Below are 15,393 nucleotides of genomic sequence, written 5' to 3' on the forward strand. Positions count from 1 at the left end.
TAAATGCAGCATGCATGCACAATGGTTAAACTTTAAAAAACAATTAAATGGCTAGATTTTTAAAAGGAATTGTCGGAGCTTATTCTGGCAAAGTAGGTAGTGTGGTCGGCTCTAACTGGCGTAGCGTAGACTATGTACGCTCGGTGGCCCGACGTAGTAATAAAGCGGCTTCGGAGGATCAGCTGGCACAGCGCGCCCGGTTTGCATTGGGGGTGGGTTTTCTCTCGCCGATAAAGGATCTCCTTAACCTGGGGTACTCGGATCCGTTGCAGGGACGCTCTACGGGGTACAACAAGGCGCTGCAGCACCTGCTGTCGTACGGGGTGATGGGTACCTATCCGAGCCTAGAGCTGGACTATGGGTCGATTGTGGTGGCCAAGGGGGCGCTGTCCAATTTATTGGGAGTGGCCTGGACGGAGTCTGCTCCGCAGCAGATCAGCGTGAGCTGGAGTACGGAGGTAAACCGCTTCAACGCTTTTGCGGATGACTCGGTGATCCTCCTGATGTACAATAAGGAGAAGCGGTTTTTCAGTATCCTGGAATCGGCAACCCGCAACGATGGGACCATGAGCTTTAACTTTCCACCGGTCTATGCCGGCGATCATGTGGTAGGCTGGGTATTCACAGGGCACCGCGACGGGGTGAAGACCTCAGGAAGCTATTATCTGGGAGAGATCGTGGTGAGTTAGCGAACCAAATTGACCGCGTAAGCTGGAACCTTTGGTACGCAAAATTCCTAGGCTTACGCTGGTCAAATTTGATTCTTGTAGGGGTAGTGTGGTTAATGATTAATGGTTAATTATTGATGGTTAATGATGGCTGTAAGCGTAAAGCCTATGGCGTAAAGCTTACAGCCTAAAACTGATACAAAATGCACAAAATTCTAAAGAAAATAAGCGCAGCGGTACAGTTGGTGCTGCTGGCACCAGTCAAGCTGCCTGGAAAGGCGCTGAATATTATCAAGTATGTCGCTCTCGGATTGGGGGTGTTGGAGACAGTAATAAGTGACAAAAGTGACAAAAGTGACAGAGTGACGAGTGACGATAGTGATGGAGCGAAGGGTGACGAGGCGGATTTGCACATTCGCGAATACGCAGATAAGCAACAAAAGTCATGAAACTAACGGTAAAACGTATCAGGCAGGGGAAGAATAGTACCCTGTCTGAGATCTATCTGGATGGTGAGTTTTTCTGTTATGGTCTGGAGGATGTGGTTCGGGAGGAGAAGATCAAGGGATCTACAGCTATTCCGGCAGGAACCTATACGCTTCGGCTGAATACCTATGGAGGGATGAACGCCCGCTACAAACGCAAATTTCCTACTATGCACCGCGGTATGATCGAGCTGATGGACGTGCCCAACTTCAAGTATATCTACATCCATATCGGCAACAATTTTGGCGATACCGCAGGCTGCCTATTGGTCGGTGAGAGCTATACGAAAGAAGAGGACGGAGATTATATCCTGCTCAAATCGGCTAAGGCCTATAAGCGGTTGTATAGCCAGCTGGTTGATGCTGTAGGGAAGGGGGAAGCAGTCGTGGAAGTGGGGGAGGAGAGGGACGATAGTTATCAAGTGAACGAGTTATCGAGTTATCAAGTGAAGGAAGTTAAGTCGTGAAGAGGGGTGCGAGAGTGAGGAAGGTGAGGGAAGTGACGCAGTAAAGAGTGAAGAGTGAAGAGTGTGAGGAAGGTTATATTAATACGTCACTGCGAGCCTGCGAAGCAGTCTATAGATTATCTAGAACGAGCCATTCGAGATTATCTACGATGAGCCCTTCGGGGTTGCTTTGTCGTTGCACTCTCCGATACTCGGAGCAGGCCTCCGCAATGACGACTCGATAACAGGCGTAGTGAAACGAAGTCCCGACATCGTCGGGATTAACATGATAACATGATAACATGATAACAAAAAAACACATGAAATCGAGGCCGATCCTTCGGTCGAGCTCTCAATTGCCTTAAAGTAAAATAATTACAATTGAAAACAAACGAAATCCGTGCAGGTACCCTAGGTGGTACGCTGTGCAGCATCTGGGCGTCTATTACGCTCGGAGATCTATTGCAGACCGTGGTCATGGCAGTTCTGGGTACATTGGTGAGCTATGCTATGTCGCGCTTGTTGCAGCGAAGAAGAGAATAGTATTTAGTACTTAGTATTTAGATTGGAGACTGAGTGAAACGAAGTCCCGAACTTGCTTCGGGATATTAGATTCCGGAAAGCAGGCCTCGATTGGGGCGGGGCTTGCTTTCGTTCGAACAGCCCTATTAAGAAAGCTTATGATAGATGGTGTTTTTTTTATCACCGACTTTTTCTATCAAACCCTGATCTACACCATTTTTTAAGTCTCTACTTGCAGTAGCTGAGGAGAGGTCTGTGAATTTTTTGAGATAGTCTTTGCGTGTGAAAGATGTATTAGTATGCGCTAAGAAAAATGCTAATCTGTCTGTCCTATCGGGCTTTTTAACAGCGGTCTCGATAAGTTGATCGAGAGATTGGTTTATGATAGAGAGCATAAATTCGATGAATTTCGTAGACTTACCTTCATTGTCGGATTTGGATAGTGCCTCATAGTATTGATCCTGATTCTTTGCTATGAGTGTTTCGAATGATAAAAATTCAAATATGGGGAAATCTTTCATTAAAATGAGCGTCTGCCAGAGCCTGCCCATGCGGCCATTGCCATCGATAAAGGGATGTATAAACTCCATCTCATAATGAAAAACACAGCTCTTGATAAGTGTTAGTTCTGTTTTATCTTTAAGATAAAGAAATAGGTCTTTCATAAGGAATGCAACGTTCTGAGCTGGGGGGGCTACATGTTGTACTTGACTACCTTTTATTATGCCAACGCCCTGAGTCCGATACTTTCCAGGATGTTCAATTAAACCGTGCATAAGATCTTTGTGAGACTTTAGGAAATCTCTTTCCGAATAGGGCTTGAAATCACTCAATTTCTTATAGACTTCAAGTGCATTTAAAACTTCTTTAATATCTTTCTCTGGCCCTAATACACGCTTCTTATCAATGATAGCAGTGATCTGTTCCTCGGTTAATGTATTCCCTTCAATGCTTAGAGAAGAGTGTATGGTCTTGATTTGATTTTGCTTCCGAAGAGTGGGACTTTGCTTGATGAGATGCTTAGCATTTACCTCACCTATTTTTAAAGAAATGGTCGATATTAAGTTTAGTATAAGTGCTGTGACGTCGTAAGGTGGTTTCATTATTACTAAAGTGATACTATCATTTGATACTATCAAAGGTATGTTTTTTTAAATTAAAATTGAAGAGGTTAACGAGAGCTTAGTATCTAGTACCTGGTATTTAGATTGGAGACTGAGTGAAACGAAGTCCCGAACTTACTTCGGGATACTAGAACTCTGGAAAGCAGCCCTCGAGAGAACCAACAGCTGTCGGCTCCAAGTGAAGAGACGCTGAAGCGTTGGATCATGTGAATGATGCTATTTAGATGGCAATACAGCGGTCTAGATAATATTTTGTATTTTACTGTAACATTTCCCGTTAGGGGGCTACTAACTAGGTAACTAATTACAAAATTATTCAAAATATGAGCTTAAAAATTAACCAACTGACAAAGACTTATAGTAATGGTGTGCGTGCACTTGATGGTATAGATCTAGAAATTGGCGTGGGTATGTTTGGACTTTTAGGACCAAACGGTGCCGGCAAGTCTTCATTGATGCGTACGATAGCAACCTTGCAATCTGCAGATAATGGCTCAATTTTGTTTGATGGGATGGACATATTTGCCAATCAGATGGATTTCAGAAAGGTATTGGGGTATCTGCCACAGGATTTCGGTGTTTATCCCAACTTATCGGCAGAGGAACTGTTGTCGTATTTTGCCCAGTTGAAAGGAATATCATCGGCTGCAGACCGGAAGAAGATAGTGAATGAGGTGTTGGAAGTGACCAACTTATATGCTGTTCGGAAGAAGAATGTGAGTGGCTATTCTGGAGGGATGAAGCAGCGATTCGGTATTGCCCAGCTTTTACTGAATAAGCCTAAACTTATTATTGTCGATGAACCTACGGCGGGTTTAGATCCGGCGGAGCGCCATCGTTTTTTGAATGTGTTGAGAGAGATCGGTACATCCAATACGGTTATATTTTCTACCCATATCGTGGATGATGTACGGGAGCTGTGCCACGAATTGGCCATTGTGAATGGAGGACGGGTATTGTACCGGGGTACCGCGCAGGCCGGAGAAGAGGCGCTGGAAGGAAAAATCTGGAGTACGGTGATTCTGAGAGACGATTACGAGGCTGTGAGCAAGGAACAAAATGTGATTTTTGCTAACTATAACCCGGATAATACACTGAATGTAAGGGTATACAGCGAAGTGAGCCCAGGAGAAAATTTTTCCATGGCCAAGCCGATATTAGAGGATGTATATTTTGTTTCACTTAAAAACGATACGGCTCATGTTTAGTACTATTTTTAAGTTTGAAATCAAGCGGTGGCTCAATACGCCGACCTTCTACATCTATTGCTTTGTCTTTTTTGTGTTGTCGGTGGCGGTGATGGCCTCCGCGCTAGGGATGTTTGATGGAGCTACGGGGACTACTTCAAGCCCGATCAAAGTGAACTCGCCGTTGAATATCAATGGCTTTCTGAACGGACTATCTACTTTTGTATATTTTTTGTTGCCAACGATCATCGGAGCAGCTGTATATCGGGATTTTAAATATCAGGTACATACTGTTTTGTTTTCTTATCCATTGACAAAGGGAACCTATCTGTCGGCCAAGTTTCTGAGTGCATTGGTGGTTACCATTCTGGTGGTTTTTACCACGATCATTGGTTTTGTGGTCGCGCAGTATCTGCCCGGTATCAATAACGATCTGTTGGGGCCTACACGGGCCTGGGCCTATTTACAGGCGCTGGTACTATTGGTTATACCCAATCTGATCCTGTTTGGTGCTATGGTTTTTGGCTTGGTAACCTTTAGCCGGAATATCTATGTGGGATTTATCTTCGTGCTGCTGCTATTTGTATTTCAATCGTTATTGGGCACATTGACTCAGGATATGGACAATAGGTATCTGGTAGCACTTCTTGATCCTTTTGGTTTCGAGCCTATTCAGTACTATACAAAATACTGGACTATTGAAGAACAGAATACGAAGGATTTGCCTTTTATGGGTGTCGTATTATATAACCGTTTAATATGGTTGGGGGTTGCTGCACTGATTCTGGGATTTGTTTATTATACATTCTCATTCGCGCAAAATGCTTTTACTTTTTCTAGAAAAACGAAAGGCGATCGGGTAGTCAAAGATAATTTTGGTAGCATTATCCGGGTCAAATTATCAGATGTTAAATACAGCTTTTCTTTCCTTTCTCGCTTAAAGCTAGCGTGGAATCTTTCCCAATATGACTTTAAGTATATCGTTCGTAATTGGACTTTTATTGTCATCATGGTGATTACGGTGCTTATGGTGCTGGTGGTGGCTTCTACCGCGGGACAGATGTATGGTACGGAGACTTACCCGGTAACATGGAAGATGCTGAATACGGTGGGAGGTGTATATAGTTTCTTTTTACAGGTATTGATTTTTCTTTTTGCGGGTATGCTCATACAGCGGGCGCAAACGGATCGGATGAATCTTTTGATTGATGCTACCGCTGTTCCTAACTGGACAATGTTGCTTTCCAAATTTTTTGCCTTGTTGAAGATGACTTGTCTCGTCTTGCTGATTAGCATGCTTTCGGCAATTATGTATCAGACGTATCAAGGCTACTATCATTTTGAAATAGGGAATTATGTAAAGGAACTTTTTGGCTTGGATATGATGAAGTATCTTATCCTCATCTTATTTGCCTTATTCGTGCAGTCGCTGTTCAAAAACTATATGGCAGGATTTATGGTGTGTCTGTTTATCACTATCGGGGTACCGATGCTTTCTAAGATCGGTATAGAACAGTCCATATTCAAATTTAATACGGGACCGGGCTATAGCTATTCGGATATGAATGGGTACGGTGTGTTTCGGAACTATATGATCTATAAGATCTATTGGTTGCTTTTTGCTATGGTACTGACCTGTCTGACACTTTTGCTCTGGAGACGGGGTATACTATCCAGTGCAAAAGAGCGGTTGAGCATAGCTAGACTACGTTTTAAACCAACGATCTATTTGCCGTTGATGGTGTTTTTGGGTGCGTTTCTCAGTTTGGGAGGGGCTATCTATTACCATGACAATGTCTCGGAACGCTATGTATCGCAGATAGAGAAGGAATTGGAACAGGTGACCTATGAACGCCAATATAAGCGTTATCACAAGCAGGCCCAACCTCGTATTGTGGATACGAAAGTCCTTTTGGATATCTATCCAAGGGAACGGAACTATTATGCAGAAGTACTTTTTAAAGTTGAAAACAAAAGTAAGGTAGCTATCGATACGTTGTTTATCAACTATTCGGAGGATGTACAGCACATGGAAATCGGAAATGATGCTCTTTTGGTCATGCGGGATTCATTGCTACATGTCAATATTTATGCGTTGCGTAAACCTTTGATGCCGCAGGAGAGTATGGAGATAAAGAGTGTATTGAAGAACAAAGCGAATACATTTTTGAAAGATAAGTCTCCTATTCTGGAAAATGGAACATTTATTAATAATAGCCTGTTTCCAAGTATTGGCTATAGCGATAATTATGAATTGGTGGATAATGAAGTGCGTGCAAAGTATAAACTGCCAAAACGGGATCGTATGGCGGATCCAACAGATAGTACTGCTCTAGCTAATACGTATATTTCTAGTGAAGCGGACTGGATTCAATTTGAAACGACAATCAGTACGGCTGAGGATCAGATTGCTCTGGCGCCTGGGTACCTGATCAAAGAGTGGGTGAAGGATGGACGACGGTATTTTCATTATAAGATGGATCAGAAGATGTTAAATTTTTATTCATTTATCTCTGCGCGATATGCTGTTAAGAAAGAGAAGTGGAATGGAATTAATCTGGAAATCTATTATCATAAGGATCATACCTTTAATCTGGATCGAATGATGACATCTATGAAAAAGTCCTTAGGGTATTATGGAACGGAGTTTAGCCCTTATCAGTTCCAACAGATGCGCATTGTGGAGTTCCCGCGTACGCACGGTACTTTTGCCCAGGCTTTTGCTAATACGGTGCCTTTTTCAGAAGCTATCGGTTTTATAGCTAAGGTGGATGACGATAATCCTGATCAGGTGGATTACCCATACTCAGTGACTGCACATGAGTTGGCACATCAATGGTGGGCGCATCAGGTAATAGGAGCAAATGTAAAAGGTGCTACTATGCTATCGGAGTCTTTGGCGGAATATAGTTCGCTAAAAGTTTTAGAGCATACCTATGGAAAAGGACAGATGCGTAAGTACCTGAAAGAGGCACTGGATAGTTATCTGCGTGGCCGTACGATGGAGCAACTGAAGGAAAATCCATTGATGTATAATGAAAATCAGCAGTATATACATTATAATAAAGGATCATTGGTCATGTACGCGATGAGTGATTTTCTTGGTGAGAAGGTTTTTAATTCGTTCTTGAAGCAATATGTCGCGCAGGTGGCATTTCAGGATGCGCCTTATACGACCTCATTAGAATTTGTTGATCTCTTGAAAAGAAATACCCCGGATTCGTTACAATATGCGATTAAAGATATGTACGAGACTATCACGTTGTACGATAATGTAATGCATAAAGTAACTTCCAAAAAAATAGCCGACAACAAATATCAGGTAGATATCATGTTTAATGTAGCCAAGTACCGGGCAGATGATAAAGGTAAGCGGGGGTATAGTGATGGTCGGAAGGGAGCGGATAGCCTGAAAGCTAAGGTAGACGGTAAGGATATTGTTTCATTACCATTGGCCGATTATGTGGAGATCGGTGTTTTTGCAGAGCCTAAGAAATTGGATCGTGGTTTTCATACGGAAGAGGCAATTTACCTGAAAAAGCATAAAATAAATAAGATAGACAACAAGATTACGCTATTTGTGGACCAAAAACCATTTGAGGTAGGGGTAGATCCTTATAATAAATTGATCGATGCCAACTCGGACGATAACCGAAAGCGCATTTAAGAGAAGGAGTTATGAAGTGAACAAGTTATCGAGTTATCAAGTGAACTAGTGAAGAGGGTGAAGGAGGTTATGTTAGCACGTCACTGCGAGAGAGACGAAGCAGTCTATGTTTAGAGGTGGGGAAGTTATGAAGTGAACAAGTTATCGAGTTAACAAGTGAAGAGGGTGAAGGAGGTTATGTTAGCACGTCACTGCGAGAGAAACGAAGCAGTCTATGTTTAGAGGTGGGGAAGTTATGAAGTGAACAAGTTATCGAGTTAACAAGTGAACTAGTGAAGAGGGTGAAGGAGGTTATGTTAGCACGTCACTGCGAGAGAGACGAAGCAGTCTATGTTTAGAGGTGGGGAAGTTATGAAGTGAACAAGTTATCGAGTTAACAAGTGAAGAGGGTGAAGGAGGTTATGTTAGCACGTCACTGCGAGAGAAACGAAGCAGTCTATGTTTAGAGGTGGGGAAGTTATGAAGTGAACAAGTTATCGAGTTAACAAGTGAACTAGTGAAGAGGGTGAAGGAGGTTATGTTAGCACGTCACTGCGAGAGAAACGAAGCAGTCTGTGTTTAGAGGTGAGGAAGTTAGGCCTTTACGTCACTTCGACCTTGTGGAGTACTTGTTCCGATACATCGGAAGGTCTACAAACTGTATAGGGGTACTATATAGCTTTTAGATTATCTACGATGAGCTACGCGAAGTAGCATTGGTCGGAGCGAAGAAGAAAATAGTACTTAGGATTTGGAGCTTAGTGTTTAGATTGGAGAGACTTATCATTTGGGATCAGCCTAGCTAAAAAGAGAACGCCTTAGGCTTATTGCCTAAGGCGTTCTGACCACTATATAAGGCCTTGACAGGGTATTGAGGTTAGCCTTTATAAGGTTTCTTTGCAGATTCGATCAATTCTTTCATCTCCATTTTGATATAATCTACATTGGGACTGGAGCCCGTAAGAAAGTAACGGATGTTGCCTTCTTTGTCTATTATAAATTTGGCAGGAATCCCTTGGACATCATATTTAGCAGCCATAACTTGGCCGGTAACTGCATCTTTCTGGTCATCATATAATACCTCAAATGGATAGTTGTTTTTCTCAATAAAGGATACTACATTTTTTTTGTAGTCTTTGTCTCGCTCCCAGGTGTTGATGAATAGAAATTGTACTTCTTTATCATCTGCATATTGGGCTTGTGCGGCCTGCATACCCGGGAATGAACGGATACAAGGTTGACACCAGGTGGCCCAGAAATCAAGTACGATGACTTTGCCTTTTAAGCTTGCTAATGACACTTTTTCACCTTTCAAATTGAGAAGCTCAAATGCAGGAGCAGGTTTGAAGGTTGCCATCTCCTTGATATGATCGCGGATGGATTTGACAAGGTCTTCTTTGAGACCGGCATTGAAGCCTTGATACCCCTGCATAGAACCATTCAGATCGGCATAGAGTGTCTTTAGATCGGGCTCAACATTGAATTGTCCCTTGGCATATAGCTTGGCTAAAATATTGTATGCCTCTAATTTTCGTCCGGTAGCCATCAAGGATTTGTAATAGACATTAGAAAGTGCATCCGCTTGCTCAGGAGCTACCTGTAATGCATTTTCGATGAGTTCTAATGCCTCGGTGTATTTGCCTTGATTGACAAGGATATTGACATAGGCGGACATGGAGCTCGCATACCCCATAGAAGCAAAGCGGGCTTTATTGTCTTTTTGTTCTTCGGGCAGTGTTATGTAATAATATGCATCATCCATAACTGTCTTGAGGAGGGGGGTAGCATTGGTGGTATCACCAGCGCTCAAGAGTCTATTTGCGACTGGGAGATAGCCGTTCCCTCTCCAAAAACGTTCTTGCATCTGCTCGAGAGTTGCAATAGCTTTTGGGGCATTACCATCTGTTGCATAGCTACCTGCTAAGCTGGATAGAGCATAGTCGTAGGTCAGCTCGTCACCTGGGAAGTTTTTTAAGGGCCACTTTTTGATAAGCTGCTGATAGGCCTTTTCTTTTTCAGTAGTACCTTCGGCTTTGTACATGACCTCTTGCATGAAAACATCTCGTGTTAGTCTGCCTTTTGGAAATTTTTTCATGGCGATAGTCTCCAAAGGAGCCATTTTATCTTCGTGGCCTAGTGCACGTAGTAGATTCAGTGTGGTGCTGTATTCATCTTCCGTTTTGTAATTTTTTGATTCAGCAATAAGTACAGCGGCTAGTGAGTCCTTTTGTGCTATTGTTCCCTCTTCCCAGATAGGCCTATACTGTTGGAATTTGTCGAGCTCTTGCTGTTGTCCATAGGCCAGTCCGGCCGTAAAGGTAAGTGCTATCAATAGTGTTTTTTTCATCTGTATTTTTCTTATTTTGATACGTTCTGTTCTATATTACCATTGCCGGGGTTGTCTAAAGCGCCTTGAGGTATGGGCATAATCCATAGGTGTGATGTAGGTGACAGTTGATAGTTTGCGCCCACTTCGGTCTTGTTGAATGTTCTTTTATAAGTGTCTTCTTTGTTGAGTCTACGTATATCTGCAAATGGCATGATAGAGAATATCAATTCATTTTGTTTGGTTCGTTGTATCCATTTTATGGCCTGTGCGGCATCGGAGGTCTGTAGATCAGCGTATTTATCAGCTAGTATCCGGGTTTTTCGAACAGCATTTAATGCTGTTAGGGCTTCGTCTACTTTTCCTGAACGAGCTAGGGCCTCAGCTTTAATGAGGTATACTTCTACGGTGGTGAGACCTTGAAGATTGTGATATCCAGTCATTGTGCTGGTATAATAGGTATCCGGACCTACAGTACGTAGCTTCCAACGGGACAAGAATTTGGCATCTCCGTCTTCAAATCCAGATGCCCTATCGACACGTAACGCATATTCTGTGGTACGATAGCTCGAAGCGTCGTTACCATGGCGAAAATAGTAGTTTTCGACATAACTGTGATCAACAGGTGTTTCCTTCAACGTATAATCCAATGGAGATTCTATTCGTGACTTGTTCTGTTCGTGATAGTTGAGCCAATTGAAAAGCTTATCATTGATGGATAAAGCCTTCTCTGCTTGTTGCAAGGCCAATGGGTAGTTGCCCATCTGTAGATAAATCCGAGCAAGTAATGCATGAGCAGCACCTTGTCCGGGATGCAATACCGTAAGTCCAGTAGTAGGCAAATCCGGTAGTGAGTTCGCTATTTCACTGATCATAAATTGATACAATTCTTCAATGCTGACCTGTGTGTGCGGGGCACCGACATCAGCGCTTAAGATTAGTGGTACCGATTTAAGGCTCGCAGATGTGGCTGCATCGTAGGTCGCTGCATAATAATTGGCCAGGATATAGTAGTTGAGCGCACGGATCACTTTGGCAGTAGCGACTAATTCTTTGCGTTGTTGTTCACTAGACTCCGTCATTTTATCTCCATTGGCTATAATGAGGTTGCATGTCGAAATACTGGCATAGCTCTGATAGTAGGTGTCTTCGTCAGCATTATTTAATTCGATGCGATCTGAATTCTCCCGCCAAAAGTAGTTCGCATCCCATAGTCGATAGTAGTTGAGATTGGCGCTGGACACAAAACGATCATTGAGCAGAATTGTACTCTGCGTTGTGCGGGTATGGTGTACGGTATATTCATCGCGTAGAAGCGGTTCGAAATCAGCATAAGTTACGGGCATCTTTTGACCCTTCGGAAGAATGTTTAGGTAATCGTTGCAAGATACTGCGCTTGTTGCGATAAAACCTAGAATGATATATTTTAAAATTTGATGTTTCATATGGATGCTATTATAAATTGATATAAAGTCCGAATACATAATTAGGTCTGCGGTAGCCATTCAACATGTTTTTTGCATTCTTGCTTTTTGCAAAAAGAGCAACATTCTCTGCATTCATCTGAAGCCTTGCACCCGGTATTTTTAGTCTGTTTAAGTAGCTGGTCGGTATGCGGTATGCCAAACTTATATTACGGATATTAAGGTTATTGGCACTGACGACATTGACATCAGCATTTCGATAAATATTTTCACTTTGCGAATTGTACAATCCTTGTTCCTCTGGAAATACTAGACGTGGAATATCTGTAAAAGCTTCATCACCGGCTTTAACCCAGCGGTTGGCGATATCTTTATTGACGATACGGATGTTGGCAAACTGCGATGAACCGCCTAGATAAGGTAGATCTGTGTTACGGATCTTGTGTCCAGCTTCGTAGGTCATCATAATAGAAAAATCAAAATCGCCATAGCTTAAACTATTGGTCCAAGAGAATGTATGTGTCGGGACTGTAGAACCGATATATACAACAGATTCTAGGGTCGATGGGGTAGATGTCACAGCTTCTCCTTTGTCGTTATATACCTGAGGTATTCCTTGATTATTCAAACCTGCCCAGCTATAACCATAAATGGATTGATAAGGATTACCTACGCGGGGGAATGCACCCGGTTGGTCTATCTGTAGAAAGTATACTGGTGCTTCTACATCTACATAACTAACTCTATTTTTGTTGTAGGCGTGGAGGAAATTGGTGCTCCAATTGAATTTTTTATTTTTAAATACGAGTGCTCCCAATGTAGTTTCAATACCATGGTTGGTCATTCCCCCGTTGTTGAGACTGTAGGTACTATAACCAAACCCTTCTGTAGGAATACCCTGTGCACTAGCTAATAGATCTTCGCCTTTTTTTCGATAGTAATCTATGCTACCCGTAATACGATTGTTCCATAGAGAGAAATCAGTTCCAATATTAGTGGTCGTTGTTTTTTCCCAGGATAGTAATGGATTGGGGCGACTACTTACAGACCCCGATATGCCTCCTACATTGGGATTGGTACCGTAGTAGGTCGTAAGATAAGGACTGACATTTTGTGCAATATTACCGCCTATACCGTATGAGGCACGTAGCTTTAATTGATTGATTACTTCTATATTAAAGAAAGATTCTTTGTCAATATTCCACCCTGCACCAAGCGACCAGATCGGTTTATCTTGATACTTGGAGCTGGTACCCCATAGGTTAGAACGATCATACCGGATACTTCCACTTAAAAGATACTTATTGAGGTAAGAATATCCTGCGTTGGCATAAAAGGAAACATAACGACGTACAATATCATAGCGACCGTAGACATCAGATCGCTGATCAAATTGTGCATATCCGCCCATTACTCCTCCGCCGGATCCTATTCCAGGAGTTAACATTTCGTATGTCAGGACCATCGGATCGTAGTTGTGCAGGGTTTGATTTGTTCTGAGATAGTTGTTATTGCGGATTTCGGTACCTAAGATGGCGTTAAGACTATGCTTTTCATCGAAGCTCTTGTCAATATTAACCTGTTGACGGAAGGTATAGCCATTACTGTTTTGTTCGTTGTTGGCAAAGATATGGCCATAGGGTAGCAAGTACCGCAATTGTCCATTGATATTTCGAGCAAAGCTATTGACTCTATTGCGGACATAAAAGGAGTTTTTGTCATATAGTGTTTCTTCTTTCGAACGATTGTACTCGTATTGAAACGAACCCATGTAAGAAATCCAATCTGCTAATTTGACGTCGAGTTTAATATAGCTTCTATTCCCTAAGTTCTTCTGATCACCAATATTGTTACTGATCTCATTCAATGGATCTATATCCATATTGTAGAGCTTGTTATTACGGATAATATCCCTTGTTTGTAGGCTTAAGCGAGATTCTGCTGTAGAGATGAAATTGCTGCCATCGCTGTTTTTAAGACCATCATAGGGCATGTAAATAAACTGCGGATTTAGCAGATTATAGTTTTGGTTTTTCTGTGAACCATAGGTCAAGAAAGTCGCGAGTTCTACGCTAAGCCAATTGGTAATCTGGGTCGTGTTTCGTAAGTTAATACCGAGGTTGTCATCTTTACTATATATATCCTCTTTTAGATTTTTCTTGTATGTTACGGAAGAATAAAAGCGGTTTTTCTCACTTCCGTTGGCGAGGTTAATATTGTACTGTTGGGCAAAGGGATTTCGCTTGCCATATTTCTCTAGATCATCAAAATAGCGATAGCCGTGATTTGCCATTTCATCTAATCTGTCATTCATCTCGGCTTCGGTTATTTTTCCAGCATATTGCTGTAAGATCGTTTGAATACCCCGTGTGGGATAGATCATCTGATTGAGCCAACCACTCGCACCAGCAGCAGATAAGGTATCTAGCTTTGGATTGCGTTGTGCCCACTCGCGCTCTATACCAATTATATCTGCAGCCGAGGTAAGCCGGCTTGTATTGTAATAATAGGGGGTATGGGTAATTACGGCAGAGGCATTGATCTCTGTTCCATTGCTTTTTCCTTTTTTGGTTACAATGACGACTACTCCATTGGCTGCTCGAGACCCATAAATAGAGGCTGCTGCTGCATCTCTCAAGATAGTGATAGATTCGACATCTTCGAGATTTAAATTAGGGAGTGTCTCTTTAATATTCCCGTTGAATTGAATGTCGTTGTTTTCAATTGGGAATCCATCTACTACAAATAAAGGATTTGTAATACCATTCATAGATGTGGTGCCTCGTATGCGGCCATCGTGATAACCTGCGATACGACCTTCCAATAGCGAACTCAAGCTGTTGAGACGTTGCTGTTCTAAGCTCTTCTTGGGCAGTGAACCGAATGCACCGGTAGCGCGTTCTTTTGGAATGGTCTGATAGCCTGTGCTCACGCTAAGGGCGATTTCTTCGATCTCAGCAGTTAATAGGGGTAATACCAGATTGCCCAGCTGGGGTCTCGCTGCAACTTCTATGGTCTGGTGGCCCAAAAAAGAAATCTGTAGCGTCCCGGTACGGCTATTACTTTCTATTACAAAATTGCCGTTATCATTACTAGAGACTGCAATGTCCGTATTCTTTAGACGTACACTAGCTCCGGCAAGTGCTGCTCCTGATTCATTCACAACCTTGCCTGAGAAGGTGAAGCTTTGAGCCTCTTCGGCCTTTGTGACTTCTCTACTGCCTTCACGTGCCTTTGGGGCAGTGGTGTTCTTAAGTAGTATGTTTTTTTGAACGATCTTGTACTCTATATTGGTCTTTGCGAATGTCTGCGCCAGTACCTGATCGATTGATCCGTTATTGACCTCGATATTGACCTGAGGAAATTGAATACTGCTTTCGTCGTAAACAAAGCGGTAGCCACTCTGCTTCTCGATCGAGTACATGACTTCCTTGGCATTTGTCTGTCTAAACTTGAGCGTAATCTGCGAAAACGCATTTGATGAAAACAATGCAACAGATGCAGCGAGTGAAAGAATCCAATGGTTAAATTTGATTTTCTTCATACGGTTGTACTTCTTTATAAA

Annotated in this window: 10 protein-coding genes; 6 read left to right on the forward strand and 4 right to left on the reverse strand. The window is 42.5% G+C overall.

Features of this window, described 5'->3' with window-relative positions:
* The first annotated feature begins 47 nt into the window (after positions 1 to 47).
* The 4 genes from CLV99_RS19895 to CLV99_RS23255 all read left to right on the forward strand — a co-directional run bounded on the left by CLV99_RS19895 (position 48) and on the right by CLV99_RS23255 (position 2,142).
* Entirely contained in the window at positions 48 to 689 is a 642-nt protein-coding gene (locus CLV99_RS19895) for a DUF6266 family protein (protein WP_133586267.1), read from the forward strand.
* A gap of 182 nt (positions 690 to 871) precedes the next feature.
* Positions 872 to 1,117 (forward strand): hypothetical protein, encoded by a 246-nt coding sequence (locus CLV99_RS19900; protein WP_133586268.1) that lies wholly within the window; start codon positions 872 to 874, stop codon positions 1,115 to 1,117.
* On the forward strand, positions 1,114 to 1,620 hold the full coding sequence (locus tag CLV99_RS19905; protein WP_211348589.1) for a DUF5675 family protein: 507 nt from the start codon (positions 1,114 to 1,116) through the stop codon (positions 1,618 to 1,620). Before CLV99_RS19900 ends, CLV99_RS19905 begins: the two co-directional genes overlap by 4 nt.
* Positions 1,621 to 1,980: 360 nt before the next feature.
* Positions 1,981 to 2,142: a hypothetical protein gene (locus tag CLV99_RS23255; RefSeq protein ID WP_162850168.1), complete on the forward strand. Its 162-nt coding sequence runs from the start codon at positions 1,981 to 1,983 to the stop codon at positions 2,140 to 2,142.
* 125 nt (positions 2,143 to 2,267) lie between these two features.
* Here CLV99_RS23255 and CLV99_RS19910 read toward each other — a convergent pair whose 3' ends face one another.
* Positions 2,268 to 3,224, reverse strand: coding sequence for a Fic family protein (locus tag CLV99_RS19910; protein ID WP_133586269.1), 957 nt, complete (start codon positions 3,222 to 3,224; stop codon positions 2,268 to 2,270).
* Between the two features lie 344 nt (positions 3,225 to 3,568).
* On the opposite strand from CLV99_RS19910, the gene CLV99_RS19915 reads away from it, so the two are divergent.
* Positions 3,569 to 4,453, forward strand: a complete 885-nt coding sequence (locus tag CLV99_RS19915) for an ABC transporter ATP-binding protein (RefSeq protein WP_133586270.1) — start codon at positions 3,569 to 3,571, stop codon at positions 4,451 to 4,453.
* Positions 4,446 to 8,099 carry an ABC transporter permease/M1 family aminopeptidase gene (locus CLV99_RS19920; protein WP_133586271.1) on the forward strand — a complete coding sequence of 1,218 codons (3,654 nt, stop codon included), beginning with the start codon at positions 4,446 to 4,448 and terminating at the stop codon, positions 8,097 to 8,099. The genes CLV99_RS19915 and CLV99_RS19920 overlap by 8 nt, the downstream gene beginning before the upstream one ends.
* Before the next feature lie 856 nt (positions 8,100 to 8,955).
* Here CLV99_RS19920 and CLV99_RS19925 read toward each other — a convergent pair.
* From CLV99_RS19925 to CLV99_RS19935, 3 genes are read right to left on the reverse strand one after another with little or no spacing between them, the layout of a single operon-like run.
* Positions 8,956 to 10,425, reverse strand: a complete 1,470-nt coding sequence (locus CLV99_RS19925; protein WP_133586272.1) for a redoxin domain-containing protein — start codon at positions 10,423 to 10,425, stop codon at positions 8,956 to 8,958.
* 11 nt (positions 10,426 to 10,436) lie between these two features.
* Positions 10,437 to 11,849, reverse strand: a complete 1,413-nt coding sequence (locus CLV99_RS19930; protein ID WP_133586273.1) for a RagB/SusD family nutrient uptake outer membrane protein — start codon at positions 11,847 to 11,849, stop codon at positions 10,437 to 10,439.
* A 10-nt stretch (positions 11,850 to 11,859) separates the two neighbouring features.
* Positions 11,860 to 15,372: a SusC/RagA family TonB-linked outer membrane protein gene (locus CLV99_RS19935; protein ID WP_133586274.1), complete on the reverse strand. Its 3,513-nt coding sequence runs from the start codon at positions 15,370 to 15,372 to the stop codon at positions 11,860 to 11,862.
* Positions 15,373 to 15,393: the final 21 nt, after the last annotated feature.

The sequence above is a fragment of the Sphingobacterium yanglingense genome (assembly GCF_004363245.1).
GTDB lineage: Bacteria > Bacteroidota > Bacteroidia > Sphingobacteriales > Sphingobacteriaceae > Sphingobacterium > Sphingobacterium yanglingense.

Coding starts and splice junctions, on each gene's coding strand:
- CLV99_RS19895 (WP_133586267.1), top strand. CDS start 48: ATGGCTAGATTTTTAAAAGGAATTGTCGGAGCTTATTCTGGCAAAGTA.
- CLV99_RS19900 (WP_133586268.1), top strand. CDS start 872: ATGCACAAAATTCTAAAGAAAATAAGCGCAGCGGTACAGTTGGTGCTG.
- CLV99_RS19905 (WP_211348589.1), top strand. CDS start 1,114: ATGAAACTAACGGTAAAACGTATCAGGCAGGGGAAGAATAGTACCCTG.
- CLV99_RS19910 (WP_133586269.1), bottom strand. CDS start 3,224: ATGAAACCACCTTACGACGTCACAGCACTTATACTAAACTTAATATCG.
- CLV99_RS19915 (WP_133586270.1), top strand. CDS start 3,569: ATGAGCTTAAAAATTAACCAACTGACAAAGACTTATAGTAATGGTGTG.
- CLV99_RS19920 (WP_133586271.1), top strand. CDS start 4,446: ATGTTTAGTACTATTTTTAAGTTTGAAATCAAGCGGTGGCTCAATACG.
- CLV99_RS19925 (WP_133586272.1), bottom strand. CDS start 10,425: ATGAAAAAAACACTATTGATAGCACTTACCTTTACGGCCGGACTGGCC.
- CLV99_RS19930 (WP_133586273.1), bottom strand. CDS start 11,849: ATGAAACATCAAATTTTAAAATATATCATTCTAGGTTTTATCGCAACA.
- CLV99_RS19935 (WP_133586274.1), bottom strand. CDS start 15,372: ATGAAGAAAATCAAATTTAACCATTGGATTCTTTCACTCGCTGCATCT.